The organism is Pedobacter sp. Leaf132, from assembly GCF_920984695.1.
Lineage (GTDB): Bacteria > Bacteroidota > Bacteroidia > Sphingobacteriales > Sphingobacteriaceae > Pedobacter.
Genome location: NZ_CAKLBO010000001.1, coordinates 520,360 through 539,864 on the forward strand (window position 1 = coordinate 520,360; position 19,505 = coordinate 539,864).

General features: G+C 34.8%; 18 protein-coding genes. 6 read left to right on the top strand and 12 right to left on the bottom strand.

The features are described 5' to 3' along the window. Positions 1 to 310: 310 nt before the first annotated feature. A complete protein-coding gene (dapF, locus tag LUA86_RS02225; RefSeq protein ID WP_231458913.1) occupies positions 311 to 1,093 on the bottom strand; it encodes a diaminopimelate epimerase in 783 nt (260 codons plus the stop codon). Positions 1,094 to 1,404: 311 nt separating this feature from the next. On the opposite strand from dapF, the gene LUA86_RS02230 reads away from it, so the two are divergent. The 3 genes from LUA86_RS02230 (at position 1,405) to LUA86_RS02240 (ending at position 4,360) form a co-directional block, all read left to right on the top strand. After that, the gene (locus tag LUA86_RS02230; RefSeq protein WP_231458914.1) at positions 1,405 to 2,955 is read left to right on the top strand and encodes a trypsin-like peptidase domain-containing protein; all 1,551 of its coding nucleotides are present in this window, start codon (positions 1,405 to 1,407) and stop codon (positions 2,953 to 2,955) included. A gap of 469 nt (positions 2,956 to 3,424) precedes the next feature. Continuing rightward, positions 3,425 to 3,934, top strand: a complete 510-nt coding sequence (locus LUA86_RS02235) for a hypothetical protein (RefSeq protein ID WP_231458915.1) — start codon at positions 3,425 to 3,427, stop codon at positions 3,932 to 3,934. Positions 3,935 to 4,168: 234 nt separating this feature from the next. Further along, positions 4,169 to 4,360, top strand: coding sequence for a cold-shock protein (locus LUA86_RS02240; RefSeq protein WP_231458916.1), 192 nt, complete (start codon positions 4,169 to 4,171; stop codon positions 4,358 to 4,360). A gap of 67 nt (positions 4,361 to 4,427) precedes the next feature. Here LUA86_RS02240 and LUA86_RS02245 read toward each other — a convergent pair whose 3' ends face one another. Beyond that, complete coding sequence (locus LUA86_RS02245) at positions 4,428 to 5,549, bottom strand: TlpA disulfide reductase family protein (RefSeq protein ID WP_231458917.1); 1,122 nt, start codon at positions 5,547 to 5,549, stop codon at positions 4,428 to 4,430. Between the two features lie 224 nt (positions 5,550 to 5,773). Here LUA86_RS02245 and LUA86_RS02250 point away from each other — a divergent pair, with 224 nt between their 5' ends. The 3 genes from LUA86_RS02250 to LUA86_RS02260 all read left to right on the top strand — a co-directional run bounded on the left by LUA86_RS02250 (position 5,774) and on the right by LUA86_RS02260 (position 9,358). Further along, on the top strand, positions 5,774 to 6,442 hold the full coding sequence (locus LUA86_RS02250) for a succinate dehydrogenase cytochrome b subunit (RefSeq protein WP_231458918.1): 669 nt from the start codon (positions 5,774 to 5,776) through the stop codon (positions 6,440 to 6,442). Positions 6,443 to 6,471: 29 nt separating this feature from the next. Next, entirely contained in the window at positions 6,472 to 8,451 is a 1,980-nt protein-coding gene (locus tag LUA86_RS02255) for a fumarate reductase/succinate dehydrogenase flavoprotein subunit (protein WP_231458919.1), read from the top strand. A 136-nt stretch (positions 8,452 to 8,587) separates the two neighbouring features. Further along, positions 8,588 to 9,358, top strand: a complete 771-nt coding sequence (locus LUA86_RS02260) for a succinate dehydrogenase/fumarate reductase iron-sulfur subunit (RefSeq protein WP_231458920.1) — start codon at positions 8,588 to 8,590, stop codon at positions 9,356 to 9,358. A gap of 436 nt (positions 9,359 to 9,794) precedes the next feature. Here LUA86_RS02260 and LUA86_RS02265 read toward each other — a convergent pair whose 3' ends face one another. The 10 genes from LUA86_RS02265 to LUA86_RS02310 all read right to left on the bottom strand — a co-directional run bounded on the left by LUA86_RS02265 (position 9,795) and on the right by LUA86_RS02310 (position 19,505). Beyond that, on the bottom strand, positions 9,795 to 10,487 hold the full coding sequence (locus LUA86_RS02265; protein WP_231458921.1) for a TonB-dependent receptor plug domain-containing protein: 693 nt from the start codon (positions 10,485 to 10,487) through the stop codon (positions 9,795 to 9,797). A gap of 36 nt (positions 10,488 to 10,523) precedes the next feature. Next, positions 10,524 to 12,467: a M56 family metallopeptidase gene (locus tag LUA86_RS02270; RefSeq protein WP_231458922.1), complete on the bottom strand. Its 1,944-nt coding sequence runs from the start codon at positions 12,465 to 12,467 to the stop codon at positions 10,524 to 10,526. After that, positions 12,464 to 12,841, bottom strand: coding sequence for a BlaI/MecI/CopY family transcriptional regulator (locus LUA86_RS02275; RefSeq protein ID WP_231458923.1), 378 nt, complete (start codon positions 12,839 to 12,841; stop codon positions 12,464 to 12,466). Before LUA86_RS02275 ends, LUA86_RS02270 begins: the two co-directional genes overlap by 4 nt. A 97-nt stretch (positions 12,842 to 12,938) precedes the next feature. Further along, positions 12,939 to 13,580 carry a response regulator transcription factor gene (locus LUA86_RS02280; protein WP_231458924.1) on the bottom strand — a complete coding sequence of 214 codons (642 nt, stop codon included), beginning with the start codon at positions 13,578 to 13,580 and terminating at the stop codon, positions 12,939 to 12,941. A gap of 2 nt (positions 13,581 to 13,582) precedes the next feature. After that, positions 13,583 to 14,335, bottom strand: a complete 753-nt coding sequence (locus tag LUA86_RS02285) for a sensor histidine kinase (protein WP_231458925.1) — start codon at positions 14,333 to 14,335, stop codon at positions 13,583 to 13,585. 5 nt (positions 14,336 to 14,340) lie between these two features. Beyond that, positions 14,341 to 14,871, bottom strand: a complete 531-nt coding sequence (locus LUA86_RS02290; protein ID WP_231458926.1) for a hypothetical protein — start codon at positions 14,869 to 14,871, stop codon at positions 14,341 to 14,343. 151 nt (positions 14,872 to 15,022) lie between these two features. Next, positions 15,023 to 15,493, bottom strand: coding sequence for a hypothetical protein (locus LUA86_RS02295; RefSeq protein ID WP_231458927.1), 471 nt, complete (start codon positions 15,491 to 15,493; stop codon positions 15,023 to 15,025). A 375-nt stretch (positions 15,494 to 15,868) separates the two neighbouring features. Then, positions 15,869 to 17,461: a M20/M25/M40 family metallo-hydrolase gene (locus LUA86_RS02300; RefSeq protein ID WP_231458928.1), complete on the bottom strand. Its 1,593-nt coding sequence runs from the start codon at positions 17,459 to 17,461 to the stop codon at positions 15,869 to 15,871. 335 nt (positions 17,462 to 17,796) lie between these two features. After that, positions 17,797 to 18,594: an ABC transporter permease gene (locus LUA86_RS02305; protein ID WP_231458929.1), complete on the bottom strand. Its 798-nt coding sequence runs from the start codon at positions 18,592 to 18,594 to the stop codon at positions 17,797 to 17,799. 2 nt (positions 18,595 to 18,596) lie between these two features. Then, positions 18,597 to 19,505, bottom strand: a complete 909-nt coding sequence (locus LUA86_RS02310) for an ABC transporter ATP-binding protein (protein ID WP_231458932.1) — start codon at positions 19,503 to 19,505, stop codon at positions 18,597 to 18,599.

Genomic DNA, 19,505 nt, shown 5'->3' on the forward strand with positions numbered 1-19,505 from the left:
ATTAATGCCCAAAAATAGAGCCTAAAAAAAAATAAATCTGTCCAAATTCTGTCATTTAATCAATCGATTGATTTATTTTTAATCTAATAATAGTTGTTTATGAATGTAAAACACTGTTTTTTAATAGTTTAAAGCGTTTTATTTAGCTTTAAATGCTGTGTAAATAAATTGCGACAGATGTTAAAAACAGTTAATAAGGCTTAATTTTTTATATTTTTTTGTTAAAGATTGTTCGGAAAATAAGGCAAAATAGAATGGCGCTTCGTGTAAAAAGTACACAATAATTATGGTTTGAAATTATTTATTGATTTTATTCGGTTGTGCCTTCAAAAACTAATTTTGCCGGACCGCATAAAAATACATTCGTAAATGTTGTGCCATCGTAATCAAATTCAATTTTTATATCGCCACCCAAAACCTTTATATCTGTTTTTAAATGTCCCGTTAAATTTTTGTGTTTTGCTACTGCCATTGCCACTGCCGTAACTCCTGTTCCGCAGGCATAAGTTTCATCTTCAACCCCACGTTCGTAAGTTCTAACAAATAAATGGTCGCCTTTATCTTCCACAAAATTTACGTTTATGCCTTTTTCTGCATAAATTTCATTGTAACGGATATTTTTTCCTTCGTTAAAAACATCAAAGTTTTCTAAATCCTTTTTGAAAGCAACGTAATGAGGCGAACCTGTATTTAAAACATAAGCTTCAGCATCTTTAGACATGGTATCAACATCAATCATTTGCAATTCTACCCATTCGCCATTTTCTGAAATTCTGGCATAATGTGGTCCGTCAACTGCCAAAAAGTTTGTTTCACTATCAATAATACCCAATTGTTTTGCAAAGGCAACTATGCATCGCCCTCCGTTTCCGCACATGCTGCCTAATTTACCGTCTGCATTAAAGTAGTGCATCTCAAAATCGTAGTTCTCGTGTTTGGTTACAAACATTAAACCGTCTGCACCAATACCGAATCTTCGATTACAAAGCTCCTCAATTTGCTTATTATCAACGTTTTCAAGCGGAGCCATGGTGTGATCAATCAAAATAAAATCGTTGCCTGCACCTTGATATTTGTAGAAATTAATTTTCATAAAAGCTTCATTTTTAAATGCAAAATTTGAGCTGAGTGCTTAGTGTTATAACGATGTTTTTTGATTTAACATTTTTTAACACGAAGCCAGGTGCATTTGTTATGCAAATATCGTTTATATGGTATTAAATTTGAATAAACATAAAAAGAAATTTGAGCAGATAAAAACTGCCTGAGCAATCTGCTTAAATCAAAGTGAAAAGCTCTCGCAAAAAATAAATTAGTAAAATACATTTATTATAAGTTTACCAAACAATTAGCTAGCAAATTGGCTTATAATTTAAATGTGGGGATAAAAAACAATTTTAACACATGAAAAAAATATTAGGAATTACAGTGTTAGCTGCATTTATAGGTGGTGCAGCAGCAATTGGGGGTTACAAGCTATTTGAGGGTAGCCAAAACGGTGGGACAATTTCTGAAAAGCAAAATTTGTACTTCGCCAATAATCCATTAAAAGTATCATCGGCAGGTGCTGCAGATTTTACAGAAGCAGCTGCGGCTGTAGCGCCAGGTGTTGTTCACATTAAAACAACTTACAGTTCAGAATCAAGCAGAAGTCAAGGCGGTTCATCACCGTTTGATATGTTCGAAGATTTCTTCGGTGGCGGCGGTCGTCAAATGCAGCGTCAACCAAAGGCGGCTTCTGGCTCGGGTGTAATTATCAGTCAGGATGGTTATATCGTTACTAATAATCACGTTGTAGAAAATGCAGATAAAGTTGAGGTTGTGTTAACAGACCGACGTAAAGTGGAAGCAAAGGTTATTGGTCGTGATCCAAATACCGATTTAGCTTTAATTAAAGTAAATGCAACAGGCTTGCCTGTTGTGAAAATGGGTAACTCAGATAATGTACAAGTTGGCGAATGGGTTTTAGCTGTAGGTTTCCCGCTTGATTTACAAACAACCGTTACTGCTGGTATCGTTAGTGCGAAAAACAGGAGTATTGGTATTATTGGTCGCGAGCAGCAAGGCGGTGGCATTACTGAAGAAGAATATAGAGAATATCAGCGTACGGGCAAAAGACCAGAGCGTCCGGCTAATACGAGTATCGAATCATTTATACAAACAGATGCGGCGATTAACCCAGGAAACAGTGGTGGTGCTTTGGTAAATGCAAGTGGAGAATTGGTGGGCATTAATGCTGCTATTGCATCTCAAAGCGGATATAACCAAGGTTACGGTTTTGCTATCCCAGTAAACTTAGCTCGTAAAATTGTAGATGATTTTATGAAATATGGCACAGTAAAACGCGGTTACATAGGCGTTAATTTTGTGCCTTTAAGTGCAGAAAATCCATCAGATGTAAAAACTAAAGAGATTAGTGGTTTATATGTAAACGATGTTGTTGCTGGTGGTGGTGCTGCTGCAGCAGGCATAAAATCGGGTGATATTATTAAGAAAGTTGATGGTGTAGTGATTAATGATTCTCCGGATCTACAAGAAAGAATCGGTCGCTTAAATCCTGGTGATAAAGTTAAATTATCAGTGTTAAGAGATGGCTCGTTAAGAGATGTTAGTGTTACGTTAAAAGGTGAATCAAGCGTTGGATTAAATACAAATACTGCTGCTAACAAAGCGGCAGAAGTTACCAAGTTGGGTGCAACTTTTGCTCCGGCTACACAAGCTCAAAAATCTGAACTGAAAATTAACAGCGGTGTTGTGGTAACTTCGGTAACTGCCGGAAAAGCCTTCGATAATATTGGTGTTGAGAAAGGTTTAATTATAACTAAAGTAAACGGACAAGCAGTTAATAGTGTAACTGATGTTCAAAAAGCTTTGCCTCAAACCCGAAATGGCATGATTTTCATGTCGGGTGTAAATGAACATGGAACTTTTAATTTTAGTTTCCCGGCTCAATAAATGCTTAAATAAGATTTAAAAGTCTCGATGAAAATCGAGACTTTTTTTTTGGTAATTTTTTTTGCGTTTTATTGTGATTTTTGCTTTTAATAGTTGCAGAAACTTGATTAATATAAACCTGATGGTAGGGAAATCCTTTTTTGTTTGCAGTAAGCCTGAATATTTTGCCATGCTGAGGCACGAAGCATCTGCAAACAATGAAATTGTTGCTTCGTAACTTAGCAGTAAAAGAGGTTAAAAAAGATTGGACAAACAGCAGGACTAACGACAACAAAAGAACAGGAAACTGCTTTTCTTAATAATATTTTTTTGCTAGTGAAGCGATTTTGAACATTTACTCGTTTTACATGAAAAGGGGTTCATTTTAAATTCATTTTCTAATGATAGTTTAGGGTTTTAACTATTTAATAGAAGTTTACCAACAATTCATTTTTTATTGTAATTATTTAAGCAACACAAAATAGATATTATGGCTTTAGCTAACATCAACATCAGCTCTACACAATATTTTAATTTCATGTGCAAAACCGATTTTGAAAGACGGATATTTCACGATACGTATAAGGAATTTCAAAAGGAGTCTAAAATATTTAATTTGAAAAACGGTTTAAATACTTTTGCTCAAATGCAGGCGGCAAATAGTAAAGCAGGTTCGTTGCATCAAAAATTACACGATTCGGCAGTTGAAAATATTAAATTGCTTGACAATAAAATGCCTGTTTTATACGATGAAGCCGGTAAACCAATTTTATTTGAAATGGCACTACTTAAAATTTTTTGTTCTGATTTAGAAAACAAGGCGGGGCATGTGGTATCTATTACTTACACAAGTCCTAAACTGGTTTTGCATGAATTGGTTGATGATATGTTGATTTTAAGCTATGATGGTAAACGTGTTTTTAATCGAACTTTTATGGTTAAGGTTACTGATGATTTGACTATACATTACGTTAAAAATCATCAATTAATCTGTAATTGACATTCTACAACCTTAAGTTGTGACGCTTTTTATTGCTTAAAAAATTATTGTTTACAGCATTTTAAGTTCAAATTTCAGGTTAAAATGGCATAAGCCTTTAATTATTTTTAGCAAAGATTTAGCTCCTAAGTGCCATTAAACCAATGTTTTTGCATTTTATTTGTGTTTAAAAAAATAAAAAATTGATTTATAGGTATTTAAGCTTACCTTTATAGCAAATTAAAATACAATATAATGCAACAAGGAACAGTAAAATTTTTTAATGAAACTAAAGGTTTCGGATTTATTATCCCAGCAAATGGCGATGCCGAAATTTTTGTTCATGCTTCAGGCTTAATCGACAATGTTCGTGAGAACGATTCTGTAACTTACGAAGTTGAAGAAGGTAGAAAAGGCCTAAACGCGGTAAATGTTAAAGTAGCTTAAGAAAACTCGAATACATAAATCGTAAAAAGTCCCGATGCAAATCGGGACTTTTTTTATGGGCGATATTTTAAGAAACTTTTCTCAAATATTTAATAATATCGGCTTCAAGCATTTCAAGGCTTATATCTTCGCTCATTAAAATTTTGCCATTTTTATCCAGTATCATAAAATAAGGGACATTATAATTGCCGATGTTTTTTGCATTAGGAGATTTTGCGCCTTTCAAATCAGAGAATTGCGGCCAGCTTAATTTATCATCTCTAATAACATTTACCCACCAATTTCTTTTACTATCCAGCGAAACACCAATAAATTCAACTCCCTGGTTTTTATACTTATTATAAAGCGTTAGCAGTGCTTTATTATTTGTTCTGCAACGATTATTGTACGATGTCCAAACAAAAACCAGATTAACTTTTTTAAAAATCTCTTTACTAAAAGCTTTTCCATCAGGAGTTTCGCCGGCAATACCGGCAAAAAGATTGCCTGGTTTACTATTATTAACCCGGGTAATTTGCTCTAAAAGTTTTTTACCTGCTTTAGAATTTTTAACATCATCACTCAGATAACTGAATATTTTTTCAAATTTTTCGCTATTTAAGTCTGTTACAACCAATTGATCAAGTAGAAAGATAGTGTTTTCCGAATTTGGGTGCTTCTTGGCAAACGTTTCAATTGCATTTAAATCTAATGTTTTAGTTCGATCCATTAAGTCTGCCAACACATCAACTCTTACATTAATGTTGGTTAAGTCTGCAGCATCAACCGCACGTTTGGCAAGTAGTAAACTATCAGTGATTGGCTTGTTCAATTTATTTTTTATGGAATAGAAATGAATAAAATCCTCACCTTGGGTTGATGGTGTTTTCTTAAAGGGGTAAATAGTTCTGTTATCTTCTGCATTGAGAACTAAATTATACGTGCCACTTGTTAAATGGAACCAGAAATCTCTAACATCTATTCCATTTTCAACTTTAAGGGCTGCAAATCCTTCCTTAGGCAAATTAACCTGAAAGGTTTGATTGTTCTCTTTTATGTTTTCTACTTTTAGCAATTCTCCATTTGTAGATATGATGCTAATCGTGGCATTTTTTCCAAAGTTTTTGGCATTGAGGTTAAATAATGCAGGGTCATTGCTACAAGAATTAAGCAATAGGAGAGCTAAAATTATGAGGGTGAATTTTTTCATGAATATTTAATTAGATAAAGCAATATAACGAAATTGTTAGTTGGTTTTATTACTGTTTAAAAATATTCTTATTGGGTGTGTAATTAGATTTATATTAGAAAAAATTAAAATAACCTTTAGAATGTTTCTAAATAAATCATTTATCGTTGATTTGTCATATTCATTTATAAATTGAAACTATAATTAAATACTTTTGCACAAAGAATTATAAATAAAATAATCTAATGAGTAGTTTAAGTAAAGCTTTTACATCATCTATAGGTAGAAAGTACGTAATGGGATTAACGGGTCTTTTCCTGATTACTTTCCTTATTTTACACGTATCTATAAATGCATTAATTTTTGCGAATGATGGAGGTGAAACCTTCAACATTGCAGCCAATTTTATGAGTCATAACATTGTGGTCCGCATCCTCGAGATTGGATTATTTGCCGGAATCATCCTGCATATTATTCAAGCGGTAATGCTAACTGCCCAGAATAATGCGGCTCGTCCTGAAAAATATGCTTACAATAAGCCACAGGCGAATAGCAAATGGTATTCTCGTAGTATGGGATTGTTAGGTACTTTGATTTTAATGTTTTTGGTGCTGCATCTTTACCACTTTTGGTGGCCAACAAAAGTTGCTGTTTTCTCGCACGAAGAACATAACACCTTCCACGGCATTGTAGCAATTTTTCAAGAGCTTTGGGTAGTTGTAGTTTATATTTTAGGCGTAATTTCCTTGGGATACCACTTGCTGCATGGTTTTCAATCGTCTTTTCAAACGATGGGCTGGAATCACAGAAAGTGGACACCAGTTGTAAGAACGATAGGTATATGGTTCTCAATCATTGTTCCTATCATTTTCGCATTAATGCCAATTTCTGTCTATTTAGGCTGGATTAGCTAACTGAAACGTTTAATTAAAAGATTAAGTAAATGTCGACATTAAATTCAAATATCCCTGCGGGCGAATTAACCCAAAAGTGGACAAAATATAAAGCTTCTATGCCTTTGGTTAATCCATCGAACAAAAGAAGTTTAGAAGTAATTGTAGTAGGTTCTGGTTTAGCGGGTGCCTCTGCAGCGGCTACATTAGCAGAAATGGGCTACAAAGTTAAATGTTTTTGTTTTCAGGATTCACCACGCAGAGCACACTCTATTGCTGCTCAGGGTGGTATCAATGCAGCAAAAAACTATCAGAATGATGGTGATAGCACTTACCGTTTGTTTTATGATACCATTAAAGGTGGAGATTACAGAGCACGTGAAGCAAACGTACATCGTTTAGCCGAAGTGAGTGTAAATATTATCGACCAATGTGTGGCGCAAGGTGTGCCTTTGGCTCGTGAATACGGTGGTTTGTTAGATAATCGTTCTTTTGGCGGTACACAGGTACAACGTACATTTTATGCGGCTGGCCAAACCGGACAACAGTTGTTGCTAGGCGCTTACTCTGCATTAGAGCGCCAGGTAGGTATGGGTAAAGTACAAATGTACACCCGCCATGAAATGCTTGACGTTGTTGTAATTGATGGTAAAGCTCGTGGTATTATCGCTCGTAACTTGATTACCGGCGAGTTGGAGCGTCACTTCGGTCATGCAGTGGTTTTAGGTACTGGTGGTTACGGTAACGTATTCTATTTATCAACCAATGCAATGGGAAGTAACGTTACTGCAGCCTGGAAAGTGCATAAAAAAGGAGCGTTTTTCGCAAACCCTTGCTATACTCAAATTCACCCTACGTGTATCCCGGTTTCGGGAGATCATCAATCGAAATTAACCTTGATGTCGGAGTCGTTACGTAACGATGGTCGTATCTGGGTTCCAAAAAAGAAAGATGATAATCGTAAAGCTTCAGATATTCCTGAAGATGAAAGAGATTACTATTTAGAGCGTCGATACCCTGCTTTCGGTAACCTGGTTCCACGTGATGTGGCTTCTCGTGCTGCTAAAGAGCGTTGCGATGCCGGTTATGGTGTAGGTTCTTCAAAACTAGCTGTTTACTTAGATTTTAAAGCAAATACAGAGCGTTATGGTCGTATCGAAGCTTCGAAAGCTGGTAACCATAACCCTGATAAAGAAACTTGCATGCGTTTAGGTACAGCAGTTATCAAAGAGAAATATGGTAACTTGTTCGATATGTATGCGCAAATCACTGGTGAAAATCCTTATGAAATGCCAATGCGTATATATCCAGCGGTTCACTACACTATGGGTGGTGTATGGGTTGATTATGATTTAATGACAACCATCCCTGGTTTATATTGCACTGGTGAGGCTAACTTCTCAGACCACGGTGCAAACCGTTTAGGTGCGTCTGCATTAATGCAAGGTTTGGCAGATGGTTATTTTGTATTGCCTTACACAATCGGGGCTTACTTATCAAAAGAATTAGCTACCAAGCCAATTCCTACAGACCACCCAGCATTTGTTGAAGCTGAAAATAATGTGAAAGCAACCATCGATAAGTTCTTAAGCATTAATGGAACTAAATCTGTAGACCATTTTCACAAAAGATTAGGCCACATCATGTGGGAAAAATGTGGTATGGCTCGTAACAGAGAAGGATTAACTCAGGCTATTAAAGAAATTCAGGATTTACGCAGAGAATTTTGGGCGGATGTTAAAGTTCCAGGTTCTGCAGATGAATTTAACCCTGAATTAGAGAAGGCACACAGAGTTGCAGATTTTATTGAATTAGGTGAGTTGATGTGTATTGATGCGCTTAACAGAGAAGAAAGCTGTGGCGGTCACTTCAGAGAGGAACACCAAACTGAAGAAGGCGAAGCGAAGCGTGATGACGAAAACTTCGCATACGTAGCTGCCTGGGAATATAAAGGCGTAAGTGAATTCGAATTGCACAAAGAAGAATTGAACTACGAGAACATTAAGGTTGCACAAAGAAATTATAAATAGTATAGCGTATTGAGATGTGCGTATTTAACTATACGACAAACTCAAACGACTGTTATAAAGTTATTAATAGTATAGTGTAAAGTTTAGCGAGATTAAATCTCAATACGCAATACGCGTTACTCAATACTTAAAGAAAATGAGTACAGGAAATATGAATTTAACGCTACAAGTTTGGCGTCAAAAAAATAGCAAATCAGCTGGTAAATTAGTTGATTATAAGCTTTCTGAGATTTCTCCAGATATGTCTTTCTTAGAGATGTTTGACGTGTTGAACGAACAATTAATTACTAAAGGTGAAGAACCAGTAGTATTTGATCATGATTGCAGAGAAGGTATTTGCGGCATGTGTTCAATGTTCATCAACGGGCAGCCTCACGGACCAAAAGACCTGGTAACTACTTGCCAATTGCACATGCGTTCTTTCAAAGATGGCGATACGATTGTTGTTGAGCCCTGGAGAGCAAAAGCATTCCCGGTAATTAAAGATTTAGCCGTAGATCGTTCTGCCTTCGACCGTATTATTGCTTCTGGTGGTTTCGTATCGGTAAATACTGGTAATGCACAAGATGCTAACGCATTGCCTATTCCTAAGTTACAAGCTGATGCTGCTTTCGAGGCTGCTGCCTGTATTGGTTGTGGTGCTTGTGTGGCTACTTGTAAAAATGCTTCAGCAATGCTATTCGTATCTGCTAAAGTATCTCAATTGGCTTTATTACCACAAGGTCAGCCAGAGCGTTATCGTCGTGTACAAAGCATGGTAGCCCAAATGGATGAAGAAGGTTTTGGTAACTGTACCAATACTGGTGCTTGCGAAGCTGAATGTCCAAAAGGTATTTCATTAGAAAATATCGCTCGTATGAACAGAGATTACTTTACTGCAAAATTTGCCAGCGAAGAAGAAGTTTAAAAGCATACGATTCCATTCCAATTTAAGATTTTAAGCCTCCATTTTTATGGAGGCTTTTTATTTTTTACTTTTTTATGTGATGAATATTTACAATCAATCAGAAGTAATTAGTTCTAAATTTTAAGGTAAAAATAATGTAATGTAAAGAATCGAAAGTTTTTTACATCCAAAAGAAATGAAAAGAAAATTGCAACAGCAAATATTAATTTGTTCAATTAGCAAAATCATTATGTTTGCATATTAATAATTCAATTAATTAAAAATTTTATTTTGTAAAATTTGCATATACATTAAAGATTTTTTAATTTTAATACTCCGAGACAGGAGAGAAAGCATAAAAGCCCGACAATTTCTTATTGCCGGGCTTTGTGTTGAAATGTTCCTTTTGTTAATAATCGTTATAACAAGAACATTAATTATTTCGGGTATAAATTCTCTAATTCTGGTCTGGTTCTGTTGATTTTAAAGCCTTTTTTGTTGCCTTAGTTGTAATTAAAACAACTCCGTTTGAAGCAGCTAAACCGTAACTAATAATTGAATCTTTATCTTTAAGCACTGTAACAGATTGAATTGTATTTGGGTCGAGCAATTCGATTGAAGCGCTTTCAACTTTTTCACCATCTACGATGTATAACGGTTGATTGGTCTGCTTTCCAGCATTAATTCCTTTAAACGGAGCGTTATGTGAGTAAATTCTTACTTTTGAACTATCATTTAAATTATCGCCTTTTAGTGCCAGCTTTGATGTCTCACCATTATCAGCATAAGTATTCAGCGCTTTAATTCTTGCCCGAAGCAGCGTATTTTCAGGCGAATTCAAACCAAATTTTGTAGTTACCAAAACCACTCCATTGTTACCTTCGTTTCCAAAGAGTTTAGAACCTTTATCGTTTTTTAGCACAGTTATGGCTTTAATATCGTTTGGATTGAGTTTTTTAATGGTAAAATCCGTGTCAAACTGTTTTACGCCATCAATAACATATAGCAAAGGCCTTTTTGAAGTAGAATCGCCTATGTTTCGTATAATGATATTTACGCTGTTAACATTAGCTGAGTCTGCTTTTGTTTGTGCAATGCCAGCTGTTGCCAGGCAACTAATTAGAACTGCTAAGAAAAATATTTTTTTCATATCCTTATAATTTAGACTTTAAAATATACACAAGTTTTAAGGTGCTATCTTATTATCAACGGCTTTAAGCAACTTATTCTTATCCAACTTTGTTGTGATAAGGATTACACCATTTACTCCTTTATTACCATATAAAGTAGTGGCAGCTTGATCTTTTAATACCGAAACAGACTCTATATTTTCTGTTCTTATGTATTTCAATGCATCTTTACCTTGTGTTACGCCATCTAAAACAACCAATGGACTATTGGCCTCTGATAGATTTTGAATTCCTTTGATGGAAAGATTTCCATTGTCTACAACTTGTGTTGATTTTGTTTTTGCAGAATTATCTAAAGTGAAATTTATGTATAAATTGTATTTAACTCTAACGGGTTTTCCATTTTGTATGCCAGGTGTCCAGTTAGGCGATTCATCTAAAACTCTAATGGCCTCATGATTTGTACTCTCGTTTAAGCCTTTTACAATCTGTATATCGGTAAGCTTGCCATTTTTCTCTACAGTGAAAGATAGAAACACTTTTCCCTGAATATTATTTTCTCTTGCGTCTTCGGGATACTTTATATTTTTACTTAAGTAATCATAGAAATTTTTAATTCCGCCATGGTATTCGGGTTGTTTTTCTATAGATACAAAATCATAAACTTTATCTCTTCTTTCTATAACTTCCTCGTTGTTCCTTACATATCCGATGATTTGAAGTGGCGAAATTTCTTTATATCCATCAATTTTTTGATTAGATAAATCTTCGTTCCCCGACTGAGATTCGCCTAGGCTGAAAGCTACTTTGAAAGCATAATTTCCATCCTTAACAGCCTTAAAATTTTTATAGGCTAAAATATTTTTCATAACCTCCTCATCACAGCCTTCGCCTAAATCTTGTTTCGAGCCTAAATCGGTAATTTTACCGTTTTTAACTGTAAACATAATATGCGTTGTACCTTCTATTGATTTTTCCTGAGCGTTATTTGGATACTTGATATGCTCAGCCAAAAATTTGTAGAAATCTTCCCAGTTGTTACTAACGGAGGCATGCTTAGCTACAGTTTTTGCTTTTTCAGGCGCTGAAATTTTTATTGGTTTTATAACTATGTCTTCAACAAAGGCAATGGGTTTATCAAAAGGAATTTCTGCTGCAAGAGAAATCAAATTTTCATTTTTTCTGATGGTTGCAGAAGAGAATAAAATTGCAGTAGCGAATAGGGGAATGAAAATGCCGTATTTTAAAACAGCTGTTTTTTTTGAACGCTCTTTATGTAACATATAAATGCGCTTTTTCACTAAAGATTTTTCGAAAAAATTACTTGTTAATGCGCTTTGGTTTATCCCAAAAGATTTGCTTAAAATTAACATAGCATACTCAGCTTTGTCGCCCTGATAACTTGCAGCATGCTCATCAGCTAAAAATTCGTGAATGTTTCTAATACTTTTTTTATAAAGATATATTATTGGATTTAGCCAGGTAAGTATACCTATCACTTCAAAAAATAAAATATCAAAACTATGCCATTGCTTAACATGAGCTTCTTCATGGCTATCAATAATATCACTGTTTGGTAATGATATATCAATTACTTTTTTGCTGAAGAATGAAAAGGCAGATCCGGCTTTTGCCGTTTGTATTAATTTTTTAACAAATAAGAGATTAATAACTAATCGACAGAGGAAAAATAAAATTCCTGCACAGTAAATGCTTACTAATAAATTTGCCCAATTAAAGCCATTTTGCGCTTCAGAAACAACAGTAGCCTGTTCCAGAATTGTATCCCACTTCACTGTTGCATAAACGTTTTGCGCCGCTTTTTGTGTAGTTAGCCATTCTAGTCTTATAAATGGGATGCACAGAGATAAAAGGCCTGCTGCAACCAAATAGATTCTATTCAGCGTGAAATAGGTTTCCTTGTCTAATAATAATTTATAAAATCCATAAAATACTATCAGATACAAGTTTACCTGCAAAAGGTAATGGGCGAAACTCATTTTGGTTTGTGTTTAATCTTATTAATCATTTTAAGAATTTCATCCACATCACTTAAATCTAACTTTTCTTCTTTTACAAAGAATGAAAACATGCTTTCTACTGAGTTTTCGAAGTAATTGCCCAACAATTTTTCAGTTGCATGGCGCTTGTATTCTTCTTTACTAATTAAAGGATGGTATTGGTGAGCCTTACCAAAAGCTTCATGGCCTATAAAACCTTTAGTTTCTAATATTCTGATAATTGTTGAAACTGTATTGTATGCTGGTTTAGGTATTGGTAACTCGTCAATTACTTCTTTAACAAATGCTTTTTCCAACTGCCATAATACTTGCATTATCTGTTCTTCGGCTTTGGTTAAATCTTTAATATCCATTTTATTTCTTGATTATAGGAACGAATAAAATTTTACCCGTTGTATTAAAGATAGAACTAATTAATTAGTTACGCAAGTTTTCAGAAAGAAATTTATATCAAATTTTTATTAAGTCGTTTTTAATTCCATACACAACAAGGCCGGTTCTTGTTTTAATGTTCAGCTTGGCAAATAAAGATTCGCGATAATTATCTACCGTTCGCGGACTGATGTTCATCAAATCGGCAATTTCTTTATAGGTAAGTTCAGTACTGCAATGCTGTAGAAAAGTATGTTCTTTTTCGGTAATTATTGGTTTAGGATCTTCTTTTTTTAATGAAAATAACAGTCTTCCGGATACCATTTCATTAATAAAAAATCCTTTTTCGATGATGGCTTTTATAGCAACAACTAAATCAGACGGGGTAGATCCTTTTAAAATGTAACCACCTGCTCCGGCTTTTAACATTTCAATAATTGCTTTCTCTTCTTCATGCATGCTCAAGGCCAACACTTTTACATCAGGATATTCTTTTTTTACGATGCGGGTAGCGGCATAACCATCCATAACAGGCATGTTTATATCCATTAATATAAGCTGAACATCTGGATGAGCTTTAATTTGATTTTGCATATCAACACCATTTGTAGCCTGAAAAATAATGTCTATCTCATCAAATTCTGAAAGAAGATTTGCAAGCCCTTGGCGAAACAGTGTGTGGTCATCAACGATTGCAATGCGGAAGGTATTTGTATTCATAGTTAAGGATATGGAATTTCTATAAAAATTGAAGTGCCTTTTTCTGGAGCTGAAATTACATCTATTTTCCCATCAATCATTTCAACCCTTTTTTTAATTGAATTTAAACCCATGCCAGTTTTTCGCTTTGCCGCATCTTCATAATTAAAACCTATACCGTTTTCTTTAACGGTTAAAAGTAAAGTCTCGTTTTTTAAGCTGGTATCTATCTGAATTGTGCTGGCTTGGGCATGTTTTATTATGTTATTTATTATCTCTTGTAATAATCTTAAAATGATTAAATCTTTATCCTGCGAAGTGATATTTATTTGAAGTAAATCATTGGTAACTTGTAATGTATAACCTTCAATTTTGCGTAGCCAGCTTATTTCTTGCTCAATTGCATTTCCAATTCCCGATTCTACAATTTGTTCACCATGTAGAATTTTGGCAAGCTCCCTTATTTCTTTTATGGATTTACTCACCAGCGATAAAGAACTGGAAATTTTTTCGCTGGCTTTTTCATTATCTGTTATTTGAATGGAGTTAAGCGTTAAAGTTGTTAAACTTAGTAATTGCCCAATGTTATCATGTAGTTCAGTGGCAATCGTTTGCATGGTTTGGTCTTGTACTTCAATATGCGTTTTCAAAATTTCCGACTCAAATTTTTGGCGCATGTTTTCTTTCTCAATAAAATGATTCTTCTTGTGCCGATTATACGAGCGGATGTACATCAGCAAGGATATTGGCATCAAAAGAAAAACTAATGATGCCAATAAAATTAAAGATAAGATTTGCGTTGGCGAGCTCTGCATATGAATGAATAGGACCAAAAACCGTATAAAAAGAAGTTTAATGTTGTGTAAATCAGCAGCCGGGGGTTCAAATTTCCAAGAATTTTTGTTTGTATGATATCATCAAAGAAATTGGCTAAGGTACTTCCAAAGTAAAAAATTAATGTACCGCCAACCCACCAAAATGCGGGATGAAATTTTAGGTCGATATATTTTTCATCTTTTAAAAGCAAATAAAAATAAAGTAGTGCATATATAACAAAGAATACAGACATTACACTAACTGTAACAGCATTATAAGCTTTATAACCATAAATAAAGATGTGCGTAAAGTAAATGATAAGAATAAGAATATAGTTTGCCAATATTATCTTCTTAATTTTTATATATTCTTTTAAAAAATGATGAAAAGCATAAAATATAAAACTCATCTCCAAAAGTGTATATGTGTTGTAAACTTCGATGTTATTCCGGTAAACTCTGCCCATATATTTGGCAATTATTTCTGAAATACACATACATACAATGTATATTAATGTAATTCTCCAGAATTTGGTTCTATCATTAATTAGAAATATGATGGCGAATAACAAACATGTTAATTCAATTATCAAGGTTGGAGAAAAAATATTAATCATTGAGCACTTTTCAAAATTGATTTTAAGCTTACTAGTCATTCATTAACGCACTATCATCATCACATTCTGTTGGACATAAAACTCCTCTGTTTTCCGGGTCAGTCGGATTTGGATCAGCCTCATCACAGATTGGTTTTTGTTCAATGGTTTTATCTAAGAAATAATCTGTCTTTGGTTTGCCATCAACCACTTTAGTAACTACAAGAAGTATGGTGTTCATATTGCAATACTTATCCGGAATTTTATCTCCATAACTTAATTTATTAATAGAATCGATAATATCCTGCGTATATCTTGCAAAATAAATACGTACTCCATCACCCTCAAATTCGGCTAATTTTTCTGCTATTTTTTTTATTTGTTCGGCTGGGAGCCAGGCAGCTTCGGTGTAAGTTCCTTTATCAGCTTTTTGACTTTCTCTAAAAGCAGCTGTCATTTTTTTCGCAATATCAACCGGAACGGAATTATTTGTTCCGTCTTTTGTTAACGAAGTTTTAATCATGATTTTTTTTTGGGTGTATATTATCTAAAATTGGTTATAAATACATGTTTATTCTAAGGCAATTTTCCCCTATGCCAATACCGTAAAAACACCCTCTGTAAAAAGGGTGTTTAATGCTTAAGGATTTAATGCATGAACAGTAATTTTGGATAAAAGAAAAGCAAATATTAGGATTACTTAGCGATTAAGTAAAATATAAAGCAAAATTTAAAACATTAAATATTGCTGTAAAATATTAACTGCTCTAAATAACGTTGAACTTTGGTTAAACAAAGTCAATCTCTCATTTTTTAGTTATAGTTAGGATTATGAAAAACAATCCCGAAAAAAAGGCCCCCGTAAACGGTGGGCCTTTTTTTGTGAGTTGACTATTTATTAGTTTCTTACAGGTGTAGCTGTACCTGTAGATGTAGAAGCAGGTGCTGCAGGCAATTCTTTTCGCGGAATTTGCGCATCACGTTGTGAAGTATTGTAAACAAAAGATGCAATGATGGTTGCTGATTGTTTTAAATCATCTTCAACCAATCTATCGTAGGTATCCATGTTGCTATGGTGTGTACGGGTATTGTAATCTGCAGGATCTTGAATAAACTGAAAACCCGGGATACCAACAGCATCAAACGCCTGGTGATCGGTACCGCCTGTGTTGCTAACAGTTACCGTTGTAGCGCCTAAATCATTAAAAGGTGCCAACCAGTTTTTGAAAATTGGGCCGGCTGCTTCATTTCCCTGTAAATAAATACCGCGAATTTTTCCGGTACCATTATCTAAATTATAATATGCAGAGATTTTTTTCTGATCAGGCGTTAATACCATCGTTTTAGGGTCGCCAAAATGCTTCGCAACATAACCTCTGGAACCAAATAAACCTTGTTCTTCTGAACTCCAAAGTGCAATGCGGATGGTACGTTTTGGTTTAAAATCAATTGCTTTTAAAATACGAACGGCTTCCATCATAACGGCTGAGCCAGCAGCGTTATCTGTTGCTCCGGTTGCTGCGTGCCACGAATCGAAGTGACCGCCAATCATAACTACTTCTTCTTTTAATTTTTTATCTGTTCCGGGAATTTCTGCAATAACATTGTAACCTTGAGGGTCTTGGGTGTAGAAAGATGTTTTTATATCGGCTTCTAACTCAACCGGTTTTCCGGCACGTAATAAGCGTAAGATGTGTAAATAATCTTCAGCGGCAACTTCTAACTCTGGCGATACCGGTTTAGCATCTAATGCATAAGATGCGCCATTGCTGGTAAAGAAAGTTCCTTGTCCACCGCGAGCGTAAGTTAAAATTAAGCCAACTTTTTCTTCAACTAGCATGTTGCTCATGGCTGCTCTAACTTCTCTCATTTTCATCATTTGCGCCATCATATTATTTGTAGCACCAGGGCGTTGTCCTCTGTTGCCTGCTGGCGTTGGTTTTGCATCGGCCATTTTAGCCAAAACGCTATCAGTGTAACGTACAAAATCTGGGCGTGTACCGCTTTGTAGTGGATTGCCAGAATCCATCATTACAATTTTACCCGATAATTTACCTTTATATTTAGTCAAATCTGCAACACTATCTGCTTTGATTAATACCACTTCAGATTTTATTGGGCCATTTGTACCAGGTGTCCAAGCTTTAGGCGAAGCAATTATTGCGTGATAGAATGGCAATGTTGTGGCTGCATAATATTTATCAATTTGCCATCCTTTACCAAAAGTTCCCCACGATTCTAATTTGGCATTTTTTAAACCCCAATCGGTAAGTTGTTTCATTGCCCATTCCTGAGCTTTTTTTAAACCAGGAGAGTTTGATAAACGTGGCCCACTTACATCAGTAAGGTTAAAAGCAATGTCCATAACCTTCGAATTATCTAATCCTTCTTTTCTTATTTTTTGTACCATTGCCGGGTCGGGTATATCCTGAGCAAGCACAGAAAGGCATAAGCTTAATGCCAATGCCGTAGCAGTAAATTTTTTAATCATTTGTAAATAGTTAGGGTGGTTATTAGGCTTAAAAATAAGCTTAATATGCTTTAATGAGATTATTTACCATGAGAATTTTACATAGTAACTAAGTTGCATTTATGTGTAAATTTTGGTGGAGTCAACTAAAATTGAGTTTTACTAGTAAGCCAAACTGAAAAAAATAACCTTTATTGAAATGAAATTCTGTAATGAAGGTTTAAGCGCTAATATCTATTTATTTTGCGCTTGCTTGTTGCACATGGTTCATCTATGCTAATTTTCTTGCCAGTGGTAGGCAGGAATTGTAAAAACGATTAGCATGAATTGAAAAGCGGTTAGGCTTAAAAAATAAATTATTTGATACTTTTTTTAGATACAATAAAATAGCCGATAATAAAAAATGCGGTTGCAAAAATTAGGCTGGTGTAGATTTCTCTGGAAAAAACCTCGAATGCAAGCGGGTCGCCACCTTTTTTTACTTTGGTTAGTTGCAAGGCTAATGTTGGTAAACTGTATGGAATTAAGTAAGCAAATTTCCAGTTTAAACTTGCAGTAACGATACCCATAATTGTGCCTACAAAACCTATGCCCATTGGTTTTAAAAAATCGGCCCAAATAAGACTTAAAATTAATTGTAGCGATAATATTCCGAGTGATGAAAGGAAAAGTTTGGCGTATGAGTTAAAAAGGAATGTTACAGGGTTATATTGGTTAAATGTATATTTCGGAACAAGAGATTGCAATATATAACCAAAGCCCAATGTTAATGCTCCAAATAAAGCAAGGCAGATAAAAATGAGTAAAACCGCGAATAAATATTTGGCTGCGTAGATGGAGAATTTGTTTAAAGGTTGTGCAAAGAGTGTTTTCCAGGTATCGTTTTTATGCTCTATATTATTTACCGAAAAAGCCATAAAAATTACATAAAATGGCATAATTAGGAAACCCATTACATTTAGTGTTGCGCTGCTATATCTGGCCCAAAGCATCATGCCCGAAAACTTTAGTGGCAAAATCTTGTCGGCATTTGAGTAAAAACCAAATGATACAAGGGTGCATATAATTACAGGGAGCAAAATAGCTGCCCAAAAAGCTAATGTTTTTCTTGATTTATAATATTCGGAAAATAATGAGATGTATAAAGAGCGCATAATTAGTTGTTTTTGGTAATATCAAGAAATAGGTTTTCCAAATCTTTTCTTTGTTTGTAAAGTGCAGAAATCATAAATCCGTTTTGAACTAACAAAGTATTTATTTCTGCATTTTCTTTATCATTTTTATAAGGGATGCTTAGCTTTTTACCATCATTCTCTGCCACTTGGTATCCGCAATTGATGAGTAAATCTGAAGCTTTTTCCACATCATTTATTTCGATTTCTAACATGGGTTTGCTAAGCTGATGAAGTTCATTAATTGTACCTTGAAACAACAGCTGCCCCTTATTTATGATGCCAACGTGGGTGGCTGTGCGTTCAATTTCTGCTAATAAATGACTGGAAACCAAAATTGTTTTCTGATGTTTTGTAGCCAACTCAACCATCAGGTTTCTAACTTCTATAATTCCGTTTGGGTCGAGGCCGTTAGTAGGTTCATCTAATAACAAAAGTTCTGGGTCGGAAACTAAAGCCAGTGCAATGCCAAGTCTTTGTTTCATACCCAATGAATATTGAGCAGCTTTTTTACTAGCGGCATCAGTTAAGCCAACCAAAGCAAGCATTTCGGTAGATTTATTTTTATTGATGCCTAATAAAATACAGCGGTTTATTAAGTTTTCTTTACCTGTTAAATGCCCGTAAATAGCTGGTTGCTCTACTAAAGCGCCAATCCTTTTTAAAGTTGCAATGCGGTTTCGGTTAATTTCTTTACCAAAAATAAAAACCTGGTCGGCCGGAGACTGAAGCAGGTTTAAAAGTATTTTAATGGTTGTCGTTTTTCCAGCCCCATTTGGCCCTAAGAAGCCATAAATGCTACCTTTTGGCACTTGTAAAGATAAATCTTTTACGATGGTTTGGCTGCCGAAATTGAAATTAAGGCCGACCGTTTCGATTGCGAAAGCGCTCAT

What these genes read in the sequence shown, in the direction of transcription:
- LUA86_RS02235 (WP_231458915.1), top strand. Translation starts at nt 3,425, where the DNA reads ATGGCTTTAGCTAACATCAACATCAGCTCTACACAATATTTTAATTTC.
- LUA86_RS02305 (WP_231458929.1), bottom strand. Translation starts at nt 18,594, where the DNA reads ATGCGCTCTTTATACATCTCATTATTTTCCGAATATTATAAATCAAGA.
- LUA86_RS02270 (WP_231458922.1), bottom strand. Translation starts at nt 12,467, where the DNA reads ATGAGTTTCGCCCATTACCTTTTGCAGGTAAACTTGTATCTGATAGTA.
- dapF (WP_231458913.1), bottom strand. Translation starts at nt 1,093, where the DNA reads ATGAAAATTAATTTCTACAAATATCAAGGTGCAGGCAACGATTTTATT.
- LUA86_RS02255 (WP_231458919.1), top strand. Translation starts at nt 6,472, where the DNA reads ATGTCGACATTAAATTCAAATATCCCTGCGGGCGAATTAACCCAAAAG.
- LUA86_RS02290 (WP_231458926.1), bottom strand. Translation starts at nt 14,871, where the DNA reads ATGTGTATTTCAGAAATAATTGCCAAATATATGGGCAGAGTTTACCGG.
- LUA86_RS02240 (WP_231458916.1), top strand. Translation starts at nt 4,169, where the DNA reads ATGCAACAAGGAACAGTAAAATTTTTTAATGAAACTAAAGGTTTCGGA.
- LUA86_RS02300 (WP_231458928.1), bottom strand. Translation starts at nt 17,461, where the DNA reads ATGATTAAAAAATTTACTGCTACGGCATTGGCATTAAGCTTATGCCTT.
- LUA86_RS02310 (WP_231458932.1), bottom strand. Translation starts at nt 19,505, where the DNA reads ATGAGCGCTTTCGCAATCGAAACGGTCGGCCTTAATTTCAATTTCGGC.
- LUA86_RS02265 (WP_231458921.1), bottom strand. Translation starts at nt 10,487, where the DNA reads ATGAAAAAAATATTTTTCTTAGCAGTTCTAATTAGTTGCCTGGCAACA.
- LUA86_RS02295 (WP_231458927.1), bottom strand. Translation starts at nt 15,493, where the DNA reads ATGATTAAAACTTCGTTAACAAAAGACGGAACAAATAATTCCGTTCCG.
- LUA86_RS02250 (WP_231458918.1), top strand. Translation starts at nt 5,774, where the DNA reads ATGAGTAGTTTAAGTAAAGCTTTTACATCATCTATAGGTAGAAAGTAC.
- LUA86_RS02260 (WP_231458920.1), top strand. Translation starts at nt 8,588, where the DNA reads ATGAGTACAGGAAATATGAATTTAACGCTACAAGTTTGGCGTCAAAAA.
- LUA86_RS02230 (WP_231458914.1), top strand. Translation starts at nt 1,405, where the DNA reads ATGAAAAAAATATTAGGAATTACAGTGTTAGCTGCATTTATAGGTGGT.
- LUA86_RS02275 (WP_231458923.1), bottom strand. Translation starts at nt 12,841, where the DNA reads ATGGATATTAAAGATTTAACCAAAGCCGAAGAACAGATAATGCAAGTA.
- LUA86_RS02245 (WP_231458917.1), bottom strand. Translation starts at nt 5,549, where the DNA reads ATGAAAAAATTCACCCTCATAATTTTAGCTCTCCTATTGCTTAATTCT.
- LUA86_RS02280 (WP_231458924.1), bottom strand. Translation starts at nt 13,580, where the DNA reads ATGAATACAAATACCTTCCGCATTGCAATCGTTGATGACCACACACTG.